Consider the following 20103-nt stretch of genomic DNA (forward strand, 5'->3'; position numbering starts at 1 on the left):
GAAACAACTTAAAGATAAATACAAATAAATCAAGGTAGTTGTATTTGTATCAAAATGTTGATTTTTGACACTACCAACAAAAGAAGGAGGAAAAGACTTATGAAAAAGAGAACGATGTATATTTTATGTTTATCTGCAGTTGTAGGAGTTTGTACCTTTAAAGCATTTGCAGCAAGTTATCATGAGCCTATCCAAGTAGAAAGTTCTACTATAGATGTTGATGCTGATTCAGAGGTACAGGCTCAACAATATGTGGATTTTAAATTTAAAGGATTGAAGAATAGTCAGCATATTATTCTAGTAAAAGGTGGTGGCTATTTGCTTAATGAAGATGGTTCTGATGTGGATAAATCTGATTTACAGGATGGGGATCGAATTATCACAGTTAAGCAGGCAAAAGAAATTGAAAAAGCATCATATTTAGAGAATGAAGATTAATGGATGGGGGTGAAACAATGAAAAAGATTCGACTATTGATTCCTTTGTTTATTGGTTTAGTTGCTGTTACAGCTTATCCAGCTTTCGCAAGATCGAGTGAAGAACCGGTCAATGTTGAAGAAGTGAATGAAACAAATGAGGATGTAGGCTATTTTCCTGGATGTGATGATGATGAAAAAGTGATTCCATTAGGGGATGGCTTTCTAGGTGGAGAAGCTTACTTACAAAATGGGGATGAAGAGCTCTACTTGAATAGTGAAACGGATTCAAGTGCAATTACTGTTAAAGAAGCAAAGGAAATCTTAAAAAGCCGACAGGCAGAGTCTGACAATCAATAATTTAGGCTAGCAATGTAAAATACCATACACATGATATGTATGGTATTTTTTTTGAATCCTTATTCGTTTTTGTCGTTAAGATTATTGATGTTACCTGTGATAACTGTGAATTTTTCTTCGGAGTTGTTTGATTCTTTTTCGTCATTCAATTTTTTTGTAGTGCTTTTACCTGTGTTTCCATCAATTCTTTTTCTGACGTTTCTCTGTATTTCTTGAATGAGATTGGGATCATATATTTGTGATTTCTTGTTTAAAGATTCTTCTTCTGAAATCAGGTGGTTTGAGCAATCGAAACATACGGATTGCATCTCATATAAATAGGAAATTAGATTGTCGCCAAGAGCATCATTATTCAACAATGTAAAAGTAACTTTAGGATGTATACATTCACTTTTGTTTTTAGAAGAACTATGACTCTTTTCAGCTTCCACCTGAAATGAAAGGCTGTCTATTTCAAATAGTTGGCTGATCATATTACCTATATCCGTGACTGTTAATGTTGTGTCAGGAATAGAATTGTATCCGTTTAGCCATTCAAAAGACACATTAGAAAAACTAGAATCCTATGTAGACTTACTAGATAAACAGATGAATGAATTACTGGTGCAAAGAAAGTATTTGTATTCCAGATCCTACAAAGAAAAGGATCTAATTGCCAAGGCAAAACTATCCGAAGAAGCAAAAGCACTAACGCCGGATATTAAAGAATTAAGAAGTCAGATCAAGAGTCTAGACTATATAAGAAAACGTTCATCAAAGTATAGAAAGTATAATAAACAGTTAGAAAAAAATCTGAATATGCATAAACAAAGAGCTTGAGTAAATGATGTTTTACCCAAGCTTTAATTAATGATAAATAAGTGCGATTTTCTTAACTTTGTGAAGTGGTAAAGAGTGTAGAACTTTTTAATGTTAAATCTTTATCGTTAAATGATTTGATGTCAATAAGGATTTTGATCATCATATCTTTATTGTTGGTTTCTGTATAGTAATCCAAAATAAAGTTTTGAATAAGTGGAATATCTTCGTATACATTGTTCTGCAAGAGTGACTGATAATACAAAATGATATTTTTTTCAAAATCAACATTTTGTTTTTGAATACGAGCACTAATAGCTTGCAAAAAAGGCTTATAAAAATCGTCTGCATATTCTAAATGAGATTCTATATAATCTAAACATTTTAGATACTCATTCTGTTTGTAATATGAATATGGTATGAAATAACATAAATCAGGAGATTTATCTCCAAATTTAGTAGACAAACTAGTTTCGATAATACACTCTTCAAATTGATTATTTAATAAGTAGCACCAAGCTAGACTGTGGTGTATTTTTGCAACATGTTCTTTGTTTGATTGATTGATATCACTTAATAATTCTTTTAATTTAGCTGTTGCAAAATCATATAATCCCATACTAATTAAGCAATTGCATTGTGAAAAATCAATGTAGAACAGAGTAGTATAGTTATTTAGTCGATTAAAGATATTTCTAGCTTTTTCACAATATGAATAAGCTAAAGCTACACGATTAGTACGAGCACATAAACTGATTAGTTGGAAAAGAGAATATGCATATACTTTAGAATTACTTGAAGACAGTTCTAAAGATTTGTTTAAGTAATTTTCAGCAATGAAAATGGAAACACTTTTTCGCTTGTAGTATATGCCTAGCAAACAGTAAAAGATGGATATGTTAGCTAGTGATAATGCGTCTAAATTTGATTCGACTAATTCTCTAATATATTCTATTTGTGTATTATTATTGCTAATACGCATATGATAGTGTAATTCTATGATTTTAAAAACAAAATAAGCACTAGAATTTTCATAGATATTAGTGTTTTCCACTGCTTTTTTTAAAATATCGGATTCTTCTGTCTGGTTAGCAAAAAATAAAGCTTTAAAGGCCTCGTTAAGAATATCACATGCTTCATCATACAGTTGTTGATTTTCATCGAATGAAATATCATAGAAATTACTTAATTGTTGTATAGTTCCATTTGGAAAATTTCTCTTCCCATTTTCTAGATCGCTTAAGAAACCTTTGTTCATCCGAATTGAATCTGCAACATATGCTAAAGATAGACCGTCATTTATTCTGTAGTTTCGAAAAAATCCACCAATATTATTTATTTTATGTTGTGACTTTGGAATTTGCTTGACAAATGGCATAAGATTATCACCTCATTGCAATAATAATATCATAAATATATGGTAGTAATGTTAGTTATTTATTTTTAAGATTAATTAAGTTTACGCAGTTAGCGATTATGCTTGTGATAATTGCTTTTTCGTCTAAATTTAAATTTTGTAATTCTTTTAAAGAACTATAGTTCTCTACGTATAGAGAGTATAATAAACAACTAGAACAGAAAAGGGATTTAGATAAACAAAGAGCTTGAGTAAATGAGGTTTTACTCAAGCTTTAATTAATGATAAATAAGTGCTGTTTTCTTAATTTGATGAATCAACAAAGAGTGTAGAACTTTTTAATGTTAAATCTTTATCATTAAATGATTTGATGTCAATAAGGATTTTGATCATCATATCTTTATTGTTGGTTTCTGTATAGTAATCCAAAATAAAGTTTTGAATAAGTGGAATATCTTCGTACACATTGTTCTGCAAGAGTGACTCATAATACAAAATGATATTTTTTTCAAAATCAACATTTTGTTTTTGAGTACGAGCACTTATAGCTAGTAAAAAAGGCTTGTAAAAATCGTCTGCATATTCTAGATGAGATTCTATATAATCTAAACATTTTAGATACTCATTCTGTTTGTAATATGAATAGGGTATGAAATAACATAAACCACAAGATGGATCTTTGTTTTCAATTGCTAGATTTGTGTATTTTATACATTCACTGTATTGACAGTTTAATAGATAGCACCAAGCTAAACTATGATAAATGGATGAAATATATTTATTACTCGATTGGTCAATATTGTTTAGTAATTCTGTTAGCTTTTGAATTGAGCTTTCATAGAGTCCTAAGTTTGTTAAACAATTACATTGAAAAAAATCAATAAAAAACATTGTTGTATAGTTTTGTAATCGATTGAAGATGCTTCTGGATTTCTCGCAATATGTATATGCTAACGCAGATCTGTTTGTTTCAGCATATATACTGATTAGTTCAAATGTGCAAAGTGCAGCAATGTCAGGAATATTTGAAGATAAAGAAAAACATTTTTTAAAGTACTTTTCAGCCACAAAATTTGTAGATGGATTTCTTTTATAATAAATACCTAAAATACAATAAAAGATTGATAGATCTTTGGAATTAATGGCATCTAAATTAGACTCGATTATTTTTTTTGTATCATTAATAAAGGTTTCATTACAATTAAATCGTATTAGATAAAAAAGATTTAAAAGATTAAATAAAAAAAATCCACTGCTATTTTCATATATGTCTCGTTTACTTAAAATTAATTCCAGTAATTGTTTCTCTTTAAAAGTGTTGGAATTACATAGAGCGTGAAATATTTCATCAATATTATTTTCTAATTCTATGTAAAATTTAAGAGAATCATCGAATTTTAAGTCATAAAAATCATTTAATTGGTTAATGGTTCCATCAGGGAAATTTCTTTTACCGTTTTCTAAATCACTTAAAAAACCCTTGTTCATAGAAATTGCATCGGCGACGTATGTTAATGAAAGTCCATCAATAATTCTTTGATGTCTAAAATATGCACCTGTCAAATTTAAATTTTCTGTATAAATTGGAATTTTATGTTTATATGGCATAAAAGCATCACCTCAGTGGATTAATAGTAACATAAAGTGATGTGTATTTCTTGTTTTATTTTTTTATTAAGTTTACTAAATTTACACAATTAGCGAGTATGGTTGAAATGATTGGTTTTCATCTAGTTCCAAATCGTTAAGCCCTTTTAAAATACTATAATTATCAATTATGATCTTCTCATATATATTAGAAGATTCAGGAGTACTTCTTATACTAGTTCGTCCTAATATAAAATCTGTAGAAACACTAAAGTAATCAGCTAGAAGACATAACTCATAAATATCAATGTCCTCTTGTTTCATTCTATTTTCCAAACGTAATTTTTAACGTTATTCTTCATATTATAATTTTAGTATTTTAAAACTTTTTATATACTCATTAATTGGGTTAGCACACATTTAGAATAGGTATTGATACACGTCTAAAGTGTAGCAATCATATAGTTAGTAAACATACGAAAGTTGAATTTAGAATAGTTGTTTATATAATATGGAAAGGTGATGATTGATGGAAAACATTATAGAAATTACGAATGTACGGAAAATATACCGCACATATCAGAAAAAGAGTGGGTTAAAAAATATGATTAAAAATATTATTTATCCTGACTTTAAAGATTTTATAGCTGTGGATGATATGAGTTTTTGTATACGTAAAGGTGATATTGTTGGCTATATTGGACCAAATGGTGCTGGAAAAAGTACCACAATAAAAATGTTAACAGGAATCTTGATGCCAACTAGTGGAATGATTAAAGTGTTTGGAAAAGATCCTTTAAAGTATAGAAAGGAAAATTCTAAACATATTGGAGTTGTTTTTGGTCAGAAGAGTCAGCTTTGGTGGGATATTCCAGCTATAGAAAGCTTAGAACTATTAAAAGAGATTTATAAAGTTCCTGATTGTGATTTTAAAGATAGAGTAGAAAAATATGCTGATATGTTGCAGGTAAAGGAATTTTTGAATTTGCCAGTAAGACAGATGAGTTTGGGTCAAAGAATGAAGTGTGATTTAATTGCGGCATTAATACATGATCCATCCATATTGTTTTTAGATGAACCAACTATTGGTTTGGATGTGGCAACAAAGGATAGGCTAAGAGAATTTATTTTGGAGTTAAATAGAACAAAGAAGGTAACTGTATTTTTGACAACACATGATATGCAGGATGTGGAAAAATTATGTAATCGAGTAATTTTAATCAATCATGGGCGAATGTTATATGATGGGAATTTAGAGAATGTAAAGGAAAAATATATACGGTATCGAAATTTAAAAGTTGTATTTAATAAGACGTATTCTATTGATGAATTAAAGTTTTTAGAAGACTTTCAAGATCTTCGTATACAGAATTTAGATGATAAAACTATGCTGATTCAATACAATTACAAACTTTATTCGGTTACAGATATTGTGAGTTGCTTATTAAAAAATACAGAGGTTGCAGACTTTTCAATCAAGGACCTAGAAATAGAAGATGTAATTAAAGAGGTATGTTAATATGTATCGTGTTTTATGGGCTTATTTAAAACAACAATATTCATCTTTAACAGCTTATAAATCTGCTTTTTGCATGACATTAGTCAATGTGTTTATACGAATCTATGCCTATGCAATGTTATGGATGACATTATATAAGCAGAATGCTTCTTTATTTGGAAATATTGATCTAAATCAAATGCTGCTTTATAGTATATTTTCAATATCTTTATCACAGGCATTTACTTGGTGGGATGGTCCACATATTTATGTGGAAGAAAATATAAAAAATGGAAGAATTATATGTGATTTACTCAAGCCAATGGAATTACAAACACAATTGTTTTTAAGAACTCTTTCTTCAACAGTGGTTAATCTTTGCATTTTCACAATTCCTTCTTTTTTAATATCAACTTGGTTTTTTAAACTAGAGCTAAATGTGAATTTAATTGGAGCTTTAATTACTTTCGTACTTGGCTTTTTATTGTTGTTTTCAATGAATTATATTTTATCTTTAATTTGTTTTTTAAGTCTTGATCTAGAAGGATATCTCTATATTTTTCATGCTCTGATTGCATTTTGTTCAGGACAAGTGGTTCCTTTATGGTTTTATCCGGATTTTCTTTTAAGAATAATAAACTGGTTACCTTTTAAATATGTATTTTACGAGCCATTGCTTCTTTTTATTCGAAATGGCAATCTCTTTCAAACCGTTTGTTTTCAAGTGATTTGGATTTTTATATTATCTTTGATTGGACGCTTTATGTGGAAATGTGTATCGAAGAAAATCGTTGTACAAGGAGGTTAGGGTATGGAAAGTGTTCAACTATATTTTGATCTAATAAAAGCGGGCTTAAAGCGGTTTGCTGAATATCGTTCAAGTTTTATTGCAGGATTCGTCGGGCTTATCATGATCAACGGTTCTTCTATTCTCTTGATCTGGGTCATGTTGAAAAACTTTCATACACTAAATGAATGGACTTTTTGGCAGATAGTCTTTAATTATTGTTTATTCTTATCTTGTTTAGGATTTCATAATACTTTTTTTAGACATATTAGTGATTTAGAAAATCATATTGTGAATGGAACATTTGACCGGTTCCTGCTAAGACCGGTGAGTCCTCTTTTACAATTAGCATCTGAAAAAATTAGTATTACAGATTTATGTGATTTCACAACGGGAATGATTGGAGCTTTATTTGCGGCAAAAATGTTACATATCCAAATTACATTTGGTTTTATGTTTGGATTTATAGTCTCGATTATAAATGGAGTGTATGTATTTACCGCAATTCTTTTTTCAGTAAGTTGTATATCTTTTTGGACCATGAAATCAAAATCTATTTTATATAGTACAAATGAAATACAGGAAAGTGTACAACATTATCCGATAAGTATATTTAATAAAGCATTTAAGTTTATTGTTACGGTACTATTACCGTATGGTTTGGTAAATTATTATCCATCTTTAATTCTGTTAAATAAAGTGAATGTGCATTGGGTGTATGTCATTATGATTGCTTTAGTCGACATGATTTATGGTGTGATAGGAGCCTTTTTATGGCGAAGAGGACTGAAAAGATATAATGGTTCAGGTTCTTAGAAAGTAGGTGATGAATATGGATGATAGATTAAATCATGAACAAAAAATGTTTTCAAAAACAAATTGGGAATTTACCAAAAAAATTGTGGAAAGTATTTGAATTTGTAATTTAAAAAATATACACAAAGGAGGTCGCAATGCTTTTAATGGTAAATGGATTGTTTAAATCAATAAACAAAGTAAATATTTTAAAAGATATCTCTTTCAATATTAATGAAAATGAAATACTAGGCTTGATTGGGCCTAACGGTTCAGGTAAATCTACCATAATGAAGTGTATTGCTGGTTTGTATCATCCAACTTCAGGTAAAATAATGATTAATGGATATGACATAGATAAAGATCGGGTAAATGCTTTATCTAACATAGGTGTCAGTATCGAATATCCAGCTCTTTATCCAAATCTTACAGGCAAAGATCATTTTAAAATGGTCGCAAAATGGAAAAAACTGGATAAAAGCAGAATTAAAGAAATGGAAGATTTTAGTGGACTAAATGATGGGTTGAGAAAAGAAGTTAGGCATTATTCCATGGGCATGAAGCAACGCTTGATTTTATCATTGGCAATGATGACAAAGCCAAAACTGCTTATCTTGGATGAGCCGACAAATGGATTGGATCCACAGGCTATTATTGATTTAAGAAAGAAACTTCTAGATATACGTAATGATGGTACAAGTATTCTTTTATCGAGTCATCAATTAAGTGAGGTAGATAAGTTAGTAGATCGAATTATTTTTATAAAAGATGGTCAGCTTATTGCACATAAGACAATAGATCAGCTTCATCAAAAACACATTTCGTGTATCAAAACTTCAGATAATCAATATGCACAAAAGATTTTAAAAGACTATATTGTAACGAACGAAAATGAATACATAAGATTAGAATGTGGTTCAGATAATGATTTTTCTAACGTAATCAACTTATTGGTTAGAAATAATATTTCTATTTATTCAATTGAAGACAAAGGAGAAGATTTAGAGAAATATTATCAAAACTTGTATCAAGGATAAGCATATGAAAACGTTGATTTATAATGAAATCTGTATTTTCTTTTCAAAAAGAAATAAAGGTATTTTTATCGTAGGATGTCTTTCTATGATTTTGCTTTTTTGCTTTTACTTTGTGCCAGAGCACAATAATTATATTTCGAGTCAAGTTCATTATTACGAGCAAATGGTGACTTCAGATGCAACCAGATTTAAGATAATAACAGAGCAGATCAATAGGATGAAAGAAATTGGTGAAGACACAGAGAAACTAGAAAAATCCAGGTATTTTTGGCAGGCAGATTTAGAAAATTGCAGATTGGTGTCTTATAATCTTGAACATGAAAATGCATCTAATATAGCTAAAGCAATGATAAAAAGAGATAAGTTTCTTCAAAAAGTGATTGATGAAGGTGGAGATCTTTCATCCTATTCAATCATGCTGCGTAATGATGAAAGAGATCTAAAAAATCGAATTAAACTTCAAGATATGTACATGAAAAATCAATTCTACGATTTTGTATACGAAAAAATGCCAACAGCATATTATATGTTATCTAATTTTTTTGTTTTTGGTGGGATCCCAATTATTGTAATACTTGCATGTGTAATATTATCTAATTTTGACTGCTGGTCTAAAGATTTTGAATCAAATACTTATAAGTTGCTATTCACAATGACGGGCTCAAGAGCGAAGATTTATTTAGCAAGAACAATTGTAACTACAATAGCTACAATGACTATGAGTTTGATGATGATTGGTATTTTATTTGTATTAGGATATTTCACTTATGGCTTAGGAGATGAAGTATTTGTTATAGTAAAAAACACATTCGTACCTATTAGCACGTGGTGTATGAATAATTTAATGATAACAATCGTATTACTAGCTTTTCTATCAACTATGATTCAAGTGCTTTCACTTCTTACAAAAAACAGTGGTATAAGTCTATTAGTTCCTTGTCTATGTCTGCTCGTTTTATTAACAGACATTAATTTATTTAGTTCTATCTTCTCAATAAATTCTTTGATTCTTTGGATTATTATTTTATTAATCGTAATCATTCATTTTTGTATGGTTAAATATTTAGAAAGAATCGATCTAAATGGGACAAACTAGGAGAAAAACGATATGAAATATGAGATGAAAAGTATTTTAAAGAGCAAGGCTAGCTTAGTGTGTTTACTGATCTTTTTGATTGTTAATATGTTTTCAATGAACTTTTTAAATCTAGCGAATGATGTAGAAAGTAATATCATTCATAATGAGCAATTGATCGTAGAAAGCCAAAGCTCAATTTCTCAAATTGATGTTATAAAAAAGCAATTGGGTGAAAAAATAAAACCTGAACAGGTTGAAGTGTTAAATAATTATAAAGAATATTTAAAATGGAAAAGCAAAAATGCAAATGAAGCAATTGATTGCTTAAAAAAAGAAGGAGTTAAAGGATTTGAAAATTATCCTGATATAAAGAAGTATGACTTGTGGAATCAAATGTTTGAAATGGATTGTTTTGCAAAAACGGATAAGCAGTTAAGTCAAGTGGTGTTTAAAGATGAACTTGCTAAAATAGGATATCCTGATATATCTTTTGATTCATCATTATTAAATGATATGCAAAAGTTCTTTAACCGAGACTATGAAGATGCATATCATCATACCTATATGAATCTTCAGAATGCGTTTCATGAAATAGCAACAGCAAACAATAAAAATATATTGAATATTGCGCAAGGTCCATGGACGTATTTGTGCCGCCAATTACGTTTAGGGAGTCTATTTTCATTAATGGTTATTCCAATAGGTGTTTTTTATACATTAATTGGAATTTGGCAGCAAAAGCAAAGTAAAAGTTTTGAGTTATCTTATTTGAATTCAAAAAGCTCAAACAGATTTTTACTATCAAGAATTATAGAAATAGGAATCAGTTATACCCTGATAATATTTATTTCTTTGTTTATTCCTGTTCTGATTCTAGGATTTCGACATGGATTTGATGGACTAAACTCATATATGTTGATTGACTGGAATAATTTTGTTGGCTTCAAAACAAATCTGACTTCTTACAATTATGGATATGCATATTCTATGTTTTATGAGCACCTTATTTCGATGGATAATTATATGCCTATTAATATGGAGAATACATATATTTTTATTCCTTTGATCCTTTCTTTAGGGTTAGGTATTATGAAAATAATATTTACAGTAACTCTAGGATTGTTGTGTTCTGTTAATATCAGAAAATCATGGATCAGTTATGCATTAGGATTGTTCATTGTGCTTATTCACATATATTCTCAACAAATAACATATTCAATCGAATTCTTTCCTATGTTAAATCCATTTAGCATTCTTGCCAGTCTAACTGTAATAGTAGGAAATGGAACACAGACATCACTAAATGCAATATTAATGTTAGTAGTATGGTCTATTCTAATGTATGGTGTAACCGTGGTGATATTTAATAAAAGTGATGTAAAATAGATGAAACAAAATGAATTATTACCCATTCTGCATATGACGGAAAAATGGTGCGCGTGTAGCGCACCATCGGTGTATCTGTAGCGGTCAATCGGTGTATGATCATAAAATCTAAGCTTTTATAAATATTATATAAATTTTAACTCGGCATTTAACTCGGCATTTAACTCGGCATTTAACTCGGCATGCCGAGTTAAATCATTCACTATTTTTTTACTAATTTATAATTAGCATATCTACCGGTTCTATCGTTTTGAATAATATTCTCTTTTTTTAATTTTTCAATTGTTCTTCGTGCTTGATTATCATTATAGCCACAAAGCTCTTGAATATTTGCACGAGTAATGTTTTCCTCTTTTTCTAAATACTCAATAATCAAACGTTTAGCCTTCAAATATTGAATTGTATGATCTTGTGTATACTCAATTCCGGATTTCAAAGAATCGTAAACACGTGCCGTTAACATATATTGATTTCCTACAGTTTCTAATAAGGAAAAATGTTGTAGACGATTCAAAGCATTTCGTGCTTCATCCTCTGTAACCTGAGTTAATTCAACCGCTTTTCTAAAAATAATACTCCTATTATCTTTTACAAAACGTAATATCATTAATTCTGCTAAGGAAAAAGCAATTTGTTTTGATTCTTGTTCTTTAATAATAAATTTTACAAAATCAATATCTTCTGTTGAACTGTAAATAGTCAATTGCACAGAATCATTATAATGCCTATATATAGGGTAAGGTTTTCCCATTGAAACCGTCTCTTTATAAATAATATCGACACCTTGTCCTGTTCGTTGAACATATTTTAATCTTTGAAGTGTTTCTGCAATTAGTTTATTTCTAGGTGAAGAAGCATGCGTAATTATATTATTTTCCGTTATACCATCTAGAAAGCCTCCTGGATTTTCGATTAGTATGTGACCTGGATATTGTTTTACATATATAGAAGCCATGCTTTCATAATCACGATGGCTAAGTGCATTTAAAAGTGCTTCTTGAAATACCTTTTCAGAATAATCGGCAACTTCCATTCGAAATAATCCAATTTGAATATTCAATATTTTATTATCATTTTGTATTTTTTCAGTTAATCTATCTAAGATAGTAATAATCGGTTGTTTTAAATCAAGGCGCGTATTGTATTCGATATCACTCTCATTTTTATACTTTAAATAAATAACTTCCGCTTGAGGTAAAAACTTTTTAATAGAAGTTTCTTTTCCAACGAACAACAATCCAGCGATAGTTAAATGAACAGTGCCTTCTTCATAAATGATTAAACCTAAATCCTTCAAAAAAGCCATATCATCCATGTCTGGTAATGTGGAAGTTCTATCTCTTAATCTTAGTTTTTCTTTAAGTTTATATATCTCCAACAGATCAATATCTAAATCACTACTTTCGGTAATTACTTTACTAGAAAAATCAGAATTATATTCAGTAGAATAACGATTACTAAGTTCTTCTGGATACCATGGCCTGTTATTCTTTCCAAGGCGTTTTAAACATCTTCCATCAGTAGTCGTATGAATTAAACCATCATTATCTACATGTAAAGCAATAACTTGTTTACCTTTATAAGGGATTTCTTCAGCTTCAACAAATAATGGAGGTCTAGTTTTATCGTAAACAGCATCTAAAATATTTTGGACGCTATAAGGACCAATACAACCTGTTACTTCTCCATCATCTTCAACTCCCAAATAAACTGTGCCACCTTTTGTGTTTGAAAATGCAACTAATTCAGGTGTCACTAAATTGATGCATTCTTTTATACCAGATGTTTTTATCCATGATTTAAATTCAACTGTTAAGCATTCGCCTTTGCTTAAATCAGATTCAAAATTCATGCTTCCACCCCCATTTATTATGATAATCAATAAAATATCTTATCCCTATTTTATCAATTATTGAAATCTATCACAATTAAATAATAAGAAACTGGGTCTTAGGTATATTCCCTAAATACTTGTCTTTTGTCCCCAAAAAAGACGATGCTTGCTACAAATGTAGACAATTATTTGACGCTTGCGTTGGAAAAATTTGATAAAGTAAAAAACACTCATACACATATGTGTATTGTTGAAGTGGCTCTCTTCGTGGATTTAGTGACTCCATTTTCATGGATTGGATGGCTCCGTCACCATGAAATACTCAGTTAGAACAAAAAAGGAATATGGATAAACAAAGAGCTTGAGTAAATGATGTTTTACCCAAGCTTTATTTAATGATAAATAAGTGCGATTTTCTTAACTTGATGAATCAACAAAGAGTGTAGAACTTTTTAATGTTAAATCTTTATCGTTAAATGATTTGATGTCAATAAGGATTTTGATCATCATATCTTTATTGTTGGTTTCTGTATAGTAATCCAAAATAAAGTTTTGAATAAGTGGAATATCTTCGTACACATTGTTCTGCAAGAGTGACTCATAATACAAAATGATATTTTTTTCAAAATCAACATTTTGTTTTTGAGTACGAGCACTTATAGCTAGTAAAAAAGGCTTGTAAAAATCGTCTGCATATTCTAGATGAGATTCTATATAATCTAAACATTTTAGATACTCATTCTGTTTGTAATATGAATAGGGTATGAAATAACATAAATCACAAGATGGATCTTTGTTTTCGATTGCCAAGTTTGTGTATTTTATACATTCATCATAATTCTTACTTAATAAAGCATTCCAAGCTAAGTTATGATAAATTTGGTTCGGTTTGTAATTTAAGTGATCGTTGTTTGACGAAGATAATATCTTTAATAATTTTTCTTTAGATTCATTGTAAATACCTAAATTAGTAAGTATTATACATTCGAACATATCAACGGTAATAATTCGACTATAGTTATTGTGTTGCTTTAGTAACGCTTTACTGGATATGCATTTTTCATATGCATGGGTTGGCTGGTTTAGTTCTGCATAAACACTGATTAATTGGAAAATATTCATAGAATAAACGATGGAGGAGGAATTACACATCATATTTGATTTTAAAAAACAATCAAGTGCTATATGGTTGGAGGCCACATCTCTTTTATAAAAAATTCCTAACAAAGAATAATAAATTGAGATTTCATCAGATTGTAAACAGTTTAAATTTTGATTTAATAAAGCTTCAATTTCAATTATTTTACTATTATTTTTTTCGATTCTTAAATAGTAAAATAATTGAATGATTTTAAAGGTAAAATAAGCATATGAATTTATTATGTTATTCTCAGATTCTTGAATTGTTTTATAAATATCTAAGATTGATTGTTGCCTTTCAAAGAAAAAGTTTTCAAATATTTCATATAGATATTTTCTTGAAAGAGTATATAAATCATAATTTGTATTAAAGTTTGTGTTCAAAATAGAATCCATTTGTTTACATAGGCCATCGGGGAAATGTCTTTTACCATTTTCTAAATCACTTAAAAATCCTTTGTTCATTCTTAATTCTTTTGCTAAACAAGAAAGAGAAATATTTTGCTTAGTACGCTGAATCCTATAATATGCACCGGCTAATCTTTCAATAGGAACAGAAAGATTGAGCGTATTTTGTTTTATTTGAAATGGCATAAATAAAAGACCTCCTTTTGGAAGCTATTATCACATGTAATGTGATTTGGTTCAAGAATTTAAAAATATTTTACTTTTGTATTTTTCGTATATATGTAGGAATGAAAAGTAAATTTGAAGAAAGCTACAGTTAGTAAACATGGGAACATTTACAGAGTTTTGGCTTAGTTTTATAATGAATTCTAAGATTTGAAAAGAGGTATGTATGATAGAGAAGAGAGATTATTTTCAGTTATTACTGCATTTTTTATTGATTGTTGTATTATCCTTAATTCAAATAATATACCCAATTTTTGTTTCAGAGATACTGACAGTTCAACCAACGGTGAATAGTATTTTTGTGATTGTATGTAGTTTGATTGTTGGAAAAATGATTGTTAATATATGTGATTTGATTTTAAGTGGATCTATGTATTGGGATTTTTTCAAAAGGTTAAGAATGAAATTGATACATAATCTGGTTTATATGGACTATGAGGATATTTTGAAGAGGAGTGTTGGTGAATTAACACAAACAGTAGAAAATGATAGTTCTCAAGTTATTGAATTTTATTTAGTGTTTCTAATGACTTTATTGAAAGATATTTTATTTCTTTTAGGGGTGGTATGTATCGCATTTATAAAGTCATGGGTAATCGGAGTATCACTAATTATTATGTTGATATTTCTGTTTGCTGTGTTTAGATGGATCAATAAAATTTCTGAAACTAAGTGGGCACGAACCAAACAAGCTTATCAAAATTTATTTGATATGTTTTCAACGTGTTATTTAATGATGGCAGAGCTGAAAAAAATTAATAGGGAATCTTATTTGGAAAAGAAGTTAAATACATTCCTTCAATTTGCTTTTAAATCAGATTTGATTTCTGGATTTATATCTTATCAATTGTGGATTTCTACGATTTTTAGTTTTGGTATGATTAAATTTATAGTTTTATTGATTGGATGTACACAAAATTTAAATCTAAGCTTTATCTATTTGTTTGTTTATTATATTGATTTATTAGATGACCCGATTTATGAATTGCGTACGCAAATGGAGAATATTCCATCTGCAAAGAAAGCGCAAGAAAGAGTATTCGCATTGTTGAAAATTAAGAGTAAGTTACATTTTGGAACAAAATTATTGAATGGTAATATTTGCTGTATTGATTTGAATCATGTTCATTTTGGATACAATGAGAATCTTGTTTTGAAGGATTGTTCACTGCATTTTGAAAATGGAAATATATATGGGTTAATTGGCCCTAGTGGTAGTGGTAAATCAACATTAATTAACTTAATTGCACATTTATACGAGCCGCAGTCAGGAACGATATACATAAACAATGTAGGATTGAATGAATATAAAGAAAAAGAAACGTTAAAGGAAATAGAGTATATTGGACAGAATGAAAAGAATGTGAATCCATATGAAATCGTAGATCCATATCATAGATATAGTCGAGAAAAGATTGAAAAAGACTTGGGCTATATATTGAATGATGAATTATCGAAAGGGCAATTACAGTATTTATACTTATATAAAGCTTTAAGAAGTGAAAAGTCAGTCATTATATTGGATGAAATTTTTAGTTATGTGGATATGGATAAGATAAAAAATGCATTTTCTAAATTTAAAGAAATGAAAAAAATCATAATTGTAGTTACGCATGAAAAAGAAGTAATGCAATTTTGTGATTCAACTATATCCATGGAGGATTTGTAAATATGATTGATGTTATTAAATCGAGTAAACTTTACTTTTTTCTTGATGTTGTGATTTGGTTTGTTGCACATAATCTTCCTATTTTGATTGGATTGTTGATTCAAACATACTTTGATGGGAATAATACGATCTTTATTGCTTGTTGCGTATGTGGTTTGGTGTTGATTCGAATAGTCTGTATTTTGATTGGTGCCAAAGTGGATATAACGGCTCAACATAAATGGGCAAACTTTATGTATAAAAAAGCTTATGTTGCTTTAGAACAATCTGAGATTGAAGCGAAACAGGGTGAATTTATAAATGCTTTGAATGAAGATGTGAACGAAATTGTTGGAACTATTTCATATATGATTGATACAGCATGCAACTTAATATATGGAATTATTGTGATTGTTATTTTAGGACGTATTGATATAAGTTTAGCTGCATTTGTTACTTTGTTTCCAATACTAGCGATTGGTTTAAATTCATTGATTAAAAAAAGAGTAGAGAAATACTCGATTCAATCAAAAGAATATAGTAATAGATTTTCTGAAGAATTGTTAAATTTATTAAACGATTCTAGAAGGATTCGTGTGAGCGGGAAAGAAGATGATTATTCGAATAACCTAGATGAAATTGTAAATCAACAAAAATATATTGGATTTAAATTTTCTGTATTTAAAGGCTTATTCTCTACCTTTTCAAGTGCTGTAACAGACTGTAATTTGATAGTTATTATTTTCTGGTATATGTATTTTAAAACATTATCGCCTGGTGCATATGTATTATTTATTACATATTCATTTGATTTATCCTCTTTAGCTACTTATATGAGTACATTGATAGTTTCATTACAAAGTACGAAAGTATATATCCAAGATTTCTATAAGAAAATTGAAAATAAAAAAAGAAAGAGAATTTCTATAGATGATTCTATATTGTCAAAAATAGAATATAATACAATCAATGTTCTGGTTGGAAAAAATGGATCAGGAAAAAGTATGAGCTTAGAATATATAAATACACAGTTGCCGGATTCTGTCATGTTACCAGAGAATTATCATTTAATGGATGTATCTAAAAAGGAAAATATTTGTTTAAACCAAGCTGTAGATTATGATAATTCATTTTTAGAAGACATTTTAAATGAACATGTTGGAAATGATAATTTGTCTGGAGGGCAACAGTTTAGAATGGTGTTAATGAGAACATTATTAACGGATGCAAAAATTATCTTAATAGATAATAATTTTATGAGTGTGGATTCTAAACTTATAGAAAAAATATTTGAATATCTAAAGAAATCTGGAAAGACAATTGTTTTTACAGATCATTTGTATCGAAACGAATATAAAGAGTTTAGTGTGATAGAAGTATAAATAAAAATAAGAGATAAACTTCCGGTATCATTAAGTTTATAAATGATAATCTAAATATGTACATAAATGATCATTTGAGAATGTACACTTCTGATTACGCTTTGATATAATCCTCGAGGTTTACAAGCAGATATATAAGTGTTAATCAACATAGAAGTAAACAATAATGTAGAAATACGTTACTTAAATGATCTTTTTATATTGGGACGATTGCAGGAGGTAGGCAGTATTAAAGTGAATAAATCAGAAATCGCAAGAGAACTTGGCACTTGATGATATAAGTTTGTACTCAATATGTACAAAAGATTTGGAATATAAAATATTACAGGAAATAATTGTATAAATGTCCAGATAATGTAGATGTATATGCTGTATGGATTTAAAAGTACACAAAACTGAGTTCAAGTGACAGGTTGCAATTAGCTAGATTCTATTTAAAAATTATTGCACATTCTTAAAATAACAAGCCCTTCTACATAGCGTGGAAGGGCTTGTTTGTACGATGATTGGTATTGTCTCATTTATTGTTAGTAGTGATGTATTTTTGGTTTCTACTATTTGGTTTATCTGGGATAGTCATCTTAAGCTGTCCTGATTGCATAAGTGGAGCAATGAAGTTTTGAGTAAAGTATTTTATATCTTTAAATCCACAAGCTGTTGTAATTTCTCTTTTTGTCTTGGGCTCAACACACAATTCTAATATTTGTTTAGAAATTTTAACTTGTGGGTTAACTTGTGGGGTGACTTGTAGGTTAACTTGTGGAGTATAGTTTAAATTTTGCAAAGTAACTTTAAAATCCATTGCAGTTGATGAAAATTTAGGTTTAAATTCAGCTTTATATCCTGGAAGCATTTCTGTTTCGCTAATAATCTTTTTTAAACCACTTCCGCGTCTTTCCATATACTTCATGCGATGAAATAAATCAGCAATTACGGGATTTCTTCGCATAGAACGTATATTATAAACATCGTATTCTTGAATTGTTCCACCTCCAAACATACCGCCTGGAGAAGCAATTTCTAAACGATCATCAAACATATCAATATGAATTTCACTGCCAAGCACTATATAATCACGGTGAATTAGCGCATTGACAATAGCCTCTGTTATAGCTCGTTCAGCGTAATCAGGTTTATCTACTCTGTATTGTGCTTCTTTAGCAAATCTGACTTTGGAATTGTTTTTAATAAAGTCAGTAGCGTTCTTTAATAGATATATTAAATTTCCTTCATATTCTTTATCATCTAGTGCATCATCGAAAATAGAACCTTTTTCTAAACCGTTCCATCTAGTGCAAAATATGCGGGAATTGTACACTATATGTTGATCGGCCATGAGTTTTCCAGCATTTGTTAAAAAGCCGTTTTTATCAGCTAAACCAAAAGAAATATAATCGGATGGTTCAAAATGAAGACCAGTTCTTTCTAAGTAAGTTGCTTCTAGGAGCGTGAAACTATAGTCCTTCTTTAAAGCATCTGTTAATAAAGTGTCAAATGATTGATTGGTTCCTTTTAGAATTAATTCGTTGACAATGTAATCTGGAGCAATTACGCTTTCATTTCCAACACGAACATAAGCTTCCATAACACCATCTGCTTTGTAATAATAAGGCGTAGAACGACCAGATGAAATTTCTATAGCTAACAGATTTTTATTATCTTCTACAAAGGGTTTTAAATTGAATTGAGGCAGTGGTGTTATACGTTCTTTAATTAAACGACTAATTGCTTCAGCATCACTTTGCACATCTGATAATCCAATTGGTTCTCTATCATCTGAAATACCAAAAAATAAAGTTCCACCAATACCATTAGAAAATGCACTAACACTTTTTAACCAACTTTTTGGTTTCTTTGTTTCAAGTGCAACTTTGAAATCGCATTCTGTCGCTTCGGCAATTAATTGTTCAATCATTATGATTCCTCTTCTTTCTAAATGTGTTTTGTTTGTCTATATTATACTTTGCTTCTGAGGCTGTTTCAATTTTCAAACCACTATTGTTTATCGTTCATTTACTCATTTATCTACTCACTTAATTATCTATTTGCATTTTATAATGACGTACTTAATAACGCGTGAAAACAGATTGGTTAAAAACACCTGTAAGCCACGGTTTACAAGTGTTTGAAACAGGCTATTTTATGTGCTCTTTTAGGCCTATATGCAAAAAAAAATTGCGAGCTCAAGCAGAGATAAAATGAATAAAAGTGCCATATATAAGGCGCTTTTTATGTGTTTATAGATTGTTTTGCTACCAAATTGATACCAATAATATAGAGAACATGTTCCCAATGAGAAATTGAATGTGTATTTTATATCAAATATTATTATTAGTTTGATAAATAATTACTCGTTCGATTTCCGCT

The 20103-nt window shown here is 29.3% G+C and carries 17 protein-coding genes; 11 read left to right on the forward strand and 6 right to left on the reverse strand.

The genetic code is table 11. The annotated features are described in order from the left end of the window. Positions 1 to 99 precede the first annotated feature (99 nt). Together Q0F04_RS03310 and Q0F04_RS03315 are read left to right on the forward strand one after the other, a co-directional pair. Entirely contained in the window at positions 100 to 438 is a 339-nt protein-coding gene (locus Q0F04_RS03310) for a hypothetical protein (RefSeq protein ID WP_295750137.1), read from the forward strand. A 17-nt stretch (positions 439 to 455) separates the two neighbouring features. Then, a complete protein-coding gene (locus tag Q0F04_RS03315) occupies positions 456 to 776 on the forward strand; it encodes a hypothetical protein (protein ID WP_295750139.1) in 321 nt (106 codons plus the stop codon). A gap of 59 nt (positions 777 to 835) precedes the next feature. On the opposite strand, the gene Q0F04_RS03320 is transcribed toward Q0F04_RS03315, so the two are convergent. Beyond that, the gene (locus Q0F04_RS03320) at positions 836 to 1249 is read right to left on the reverse strand and encodes a hypothetical protein (protein WP_295750141.1); all 414 of its coding nucleotides are present in this window, start codon (positions 1247 to 1249) and stop codon (positions 836 to 838) included. Positions 1250 to 1277: 28 nt separating this feature from the next. Between Q0F04_RS03320 and Q0F04_RS03325 the strand changes: the two genes are divergently transcribed. Then, positions 1278 to 1595 carry a hypothetical protein gene (locus Q0F04_RS03325; protein WP_295750142.1) on the forward strand — a complete coding sequence of 106 codons (318 nt, stop codon included), beginning with the start codon at positions 1278 to 1280 and terminating at the stop codon, positions 1593 to 1595. A 52-nt stretch (positions 1596 to 1647) separates the two neighbouring features. On the opposite strand, the gene Q0F04_RS03330 is transcribed toward Q0F04_RS03325, so the two are convergent. Beyond that, positions 1648 to 2952, reverse strand: a complete 1305-nt coding sequence (locus Q0F04_RS03330) for a helix-turn-helix domain-containing protein (protein WP_295750145.1) — start codon at positions 2950 to 2952, stop codon at positions 1648 to 1650. 282 nt (positions 2953 to 3234) lie between these two features. Next, positions 3235 to 4539, reverse strand: coding sequence for a helix-turn-helix transcriptional regulator (locus tag Q0F04_RS03335; RefSeq protein ID WP_295750148.1), 1305 nt, complete (start codon positions 4537 to 4539; stop codon positions 3235 to 3237). A gap of 583 nt (positions 4540 to 5122) precedes the next feature. Here Q0F04_RS03335 and Q0F04_RS03340 point away from each other — a divergent pair. The 6 genes from Q0F04_RS03340 to Q0F04_RS03365 all read left to right on the forward strand — a co-directional run bounded on the left by Q0F04_RS03340 (position 5123) and on the right by Q0F04_RS03365 (position 11099). Then, positions 5123 to 6037 (forward strand): ATP-binding cassette domain-containing protein, encoded by a 915-nt coding sequence (locus Q0F04_RS03340; protein ID WP_295750150.1) that lies wholly within the window; start codon positions 5123 to 5125, stop codon positions 6035 to 6037. Position 6038: 1 nt separating this feature from the next. Then, positions 6039 to 6824 (forward strand): ABC-2 family transporter protein, encoded by a 786-nt coding sequence (locus Q0F04_RS03345; protein ID WP_295750153.1) that lies wholly within the window; start codon positions 6039 to 6041, stop codon positions 6822 to 6824. A gap of 3 nt (positions 6825 to 6827) precedes the next feature. Next, positions 6828 to 7619: an ABC-2 family transporter protein gene (locus Q0F04_RS03350; RefSeq protein WP_295750156.1), complete on the forward strand. Its 792-nt coding sequence runs from the start codon at positions 6828 to 6830 to the stop codon at positions 7617 to 7619. A 137-nt stretch (positions 7620 to 7756) separates the two neighbouring features. Next, on the forward strand, positions 7757 to 8635 hold the full coding sequence (locus Q0F04_RS03355) for an ABC transporter ATP-binding protein (protein WP_295750159.1): 879 nt from the start codon (positions 7757 to 7759) through the stop codon (positions 8633 to 8635). A gap of 4 nt (positions 8636 to 8639) precedes the next feature. Next, complete coding sequence (locus Q0F04_RS03360) at positions 8640 to 9731, forward strand: ABC transporter permease subunit (RefSeq protein ID WP_295750161.1); 1092 nt, start codon at positions 8640 to 8642, stop codon at positions 9729 to 9731. A gap of 12 nt (positions 9732 to 9743) precedes the next feature. After that, positions 9744 to 11099, forward strand: a complete 1356-nt coding sequence (locus Q0F04_RS03365; protein WP_295750163.1) for an ABC transporter permease subunit — start codon at positions 9744 to 9746, stop codon at positions 11097 to 11099. Between the two features lie 202 nt (positions 11100 to 11301). On the opposite strand, the gene Q0F04_RS03370 is transcribed toward Q0F04_RS03365, so the two are convergent. Continuing rightward, complete coding sequence (locus tag Q0F04_RS03370; protein WP_295750166.1) at positions 11302 to 12951, reverse strand: RNA-binding domain-containing protein; 1650 nt, start codon at positions 12949 to 12951, stop codon at positions 11302 to 11304. Between the two features lie 399 nt (positions 12952 to 13350). Next, positions 13351 to 14667, reverse strand: coding sequence for a helix-turn-helix transcriptional regulator (locus Q0F04_RS03375; RefSeq protein ID WP_295750168.1), 1317 nt, complete (start codon positions 14665 to 14667; stop codon positions 13351 to 13353). Between the two features lie 205 nt (positions 14668 to 14872). Between Q0F04_RS03375 and Q0F04_RS03380 the strand changes: the two genes are divergently transcribed. Together Q0F04_RS03380 and Q0F04_RS03385 are read left to right on the forward strand one after the other, a co-directional pair. Beyond that, positions 14873 to 16375, forward strand: a complete 1503-nt coding sequence (locus Q0F04_RS03380) for an ABC transporter ATP-binding protein (protein WP_295750170.1) — start codon at positions 14873 to 14875, stop codon at positions 16373 to 16375. 2 nt (positions 16376 to 16377) lie between these two features. Beyond that, a complete protein-coding gene (locus Q0F04_RS03385) occupies positions 16378 to 17736 on the forward strand; it encodes an ABC transporter ATP-binding protein (RefSeq protein WP_295750171.1) in 1359 nt (452 codons plus the stop codon). Between the two features lie 517 nt (positions 17737 to 18253). Here Q0F04_RS03385 and Q0F04_RS03390 read toward each other — a convergent pair. Beyond that, positions 18254 to 19651 (reverse strand): ATP-binding protein, encoded by a 1398-nt coding sequence (locus Q0F04_RS03390; RefSeq protein ID WP_295750173.1) that lies wholly within the window; start codon positions 19649 to 19651, stop codon positions 18254 to 18256. Between the last annotated feature and the right edge of the window lie 452 nt (positions 19652 to 20103).

The organism is uncultured Holdemanella sp. (assembly GCF_934772795.1).
Classification (GTDB): Bacteria; Bacillota_I; Bacilli_A; order Erysipelotrichales; family Erysipelotrichaceae; genus Holdemanella.

Excerpts from the sequence above, each read along its gene's own strand:
- Q0F04_RS03310 (WP_295750137.1), top strand. The coding sequence starts at position 100 with ATGAAAAAGAGAACGATGTATATTTTATGTTTATCTGCAGTTGTAGGA.
- Q0F04_RS03390 (WP_295750173.1), bottom strand. The coding sequence starts at position 19,651 with ATGATTGAACAATTAATTGCCGAAGCGACAGAATGCGATTTCAAAGTT.
- Q0F04_RS03320 (WP_295750141.1), bottom strand. The coding sequence starts at position 1,249 with ATGATCAGCCAACTATTTGAAATAGACAGCCTTTCATTTCAGGTGGAA.
- Q0F04_RS03340 (WP_295750150.1), top strand. The coding sequence starts at position 5,123 with ATGATTAAAAATATTATTTATCCTGACTTTAAAGATTTTATAGCTGTG.
- Q0F04_RS03365 (WP_295750163.1), top strand. The coding sequence starts at position 9,744 with ATGAAATATGAGATGAAAAGTATTTTAAAGAGCAAGGCTAGCTTAGTG.
- Q0F04_RS03355 (WP_295750159.1), top strand. The coding sequence starts at position 7,757 with ATGCTTTTAATGGTAAATGGATTGTTTAAATCAATAAACAAAGTAAAT.
- Q0F04_RS03350 (WP_295750156.1), top strand. The coding sequence starts at position 6,828 with ATGGAAAGTGTTCAACTATATTTTGATCTAATAAAAGCGGGCTTAAAG.
- Q0F04_RS03360 (WP_295750161.1), top strand. The coding sequence starts at position 8,640 with ATGAAAACGTTGATTTATAATGAAATCTGTATTTTCTTTTCAAAAAGA.
- Q0F04_RS03315 (WP_295750139.1), top strand. The coding sequence starts at position 456 with ATGAAAAAGATTCGACTATTGATTCCTTTGTTTATTGGTTTAGTTGCT.
- Q0F04_RS03385 (WP_295750171.1), top strand. The coding sequence starts at position 16,378 with ATGATTGATGTTATTAAATCGAGTAAACTTTACTTTTTTCTTGATGTT.
- Q0F04_RS03375 (WP_295750168.1), bottom strand. The coding sequence starts at position 14,667 with ATGCCATTTCAAATAAAACAAAATACGCTCAATCTTTCTGTTCCTATT.
- Q0F04_RS03335 (WP_295750148.1), bottom strand. The coding sequence starts at position 4,539 with ATGCCATATAAACATAAAATTCCAATTTATACAGAAAATTTAAATTTG.
- Q0F04_RS03370 (WP_295750166.1), bottom strand. The coding sequence starts at position 12,951 with ATGAATTTTGAATCTGATTTAAGCAAAGGCGAATGCTTAACAGTTGAA.
- Q0F04_RS03345 (WP_295750153.1), top strand. The coding sequence starts at position 6,039 with ATGTATCGTGTTTTATGGGCTTATTTAAAACAACAATATTCATCTTTA.
- Q0F04_RS03380 (WP_295750170.1), top strand. The coding sequence starts at position 14,873 with ATGATAGAGAAGAGAGATTATTTTCAGTTATTACTGCATTTTTTATTG.
- Q0F04_RS03330 (WP_295750145.1), bottom strand. The coding sequence starts at position 2,952 with ATGCCATTTGTCAAGCAAATTCCAAAGTCACAACATAAAATAAATAAT.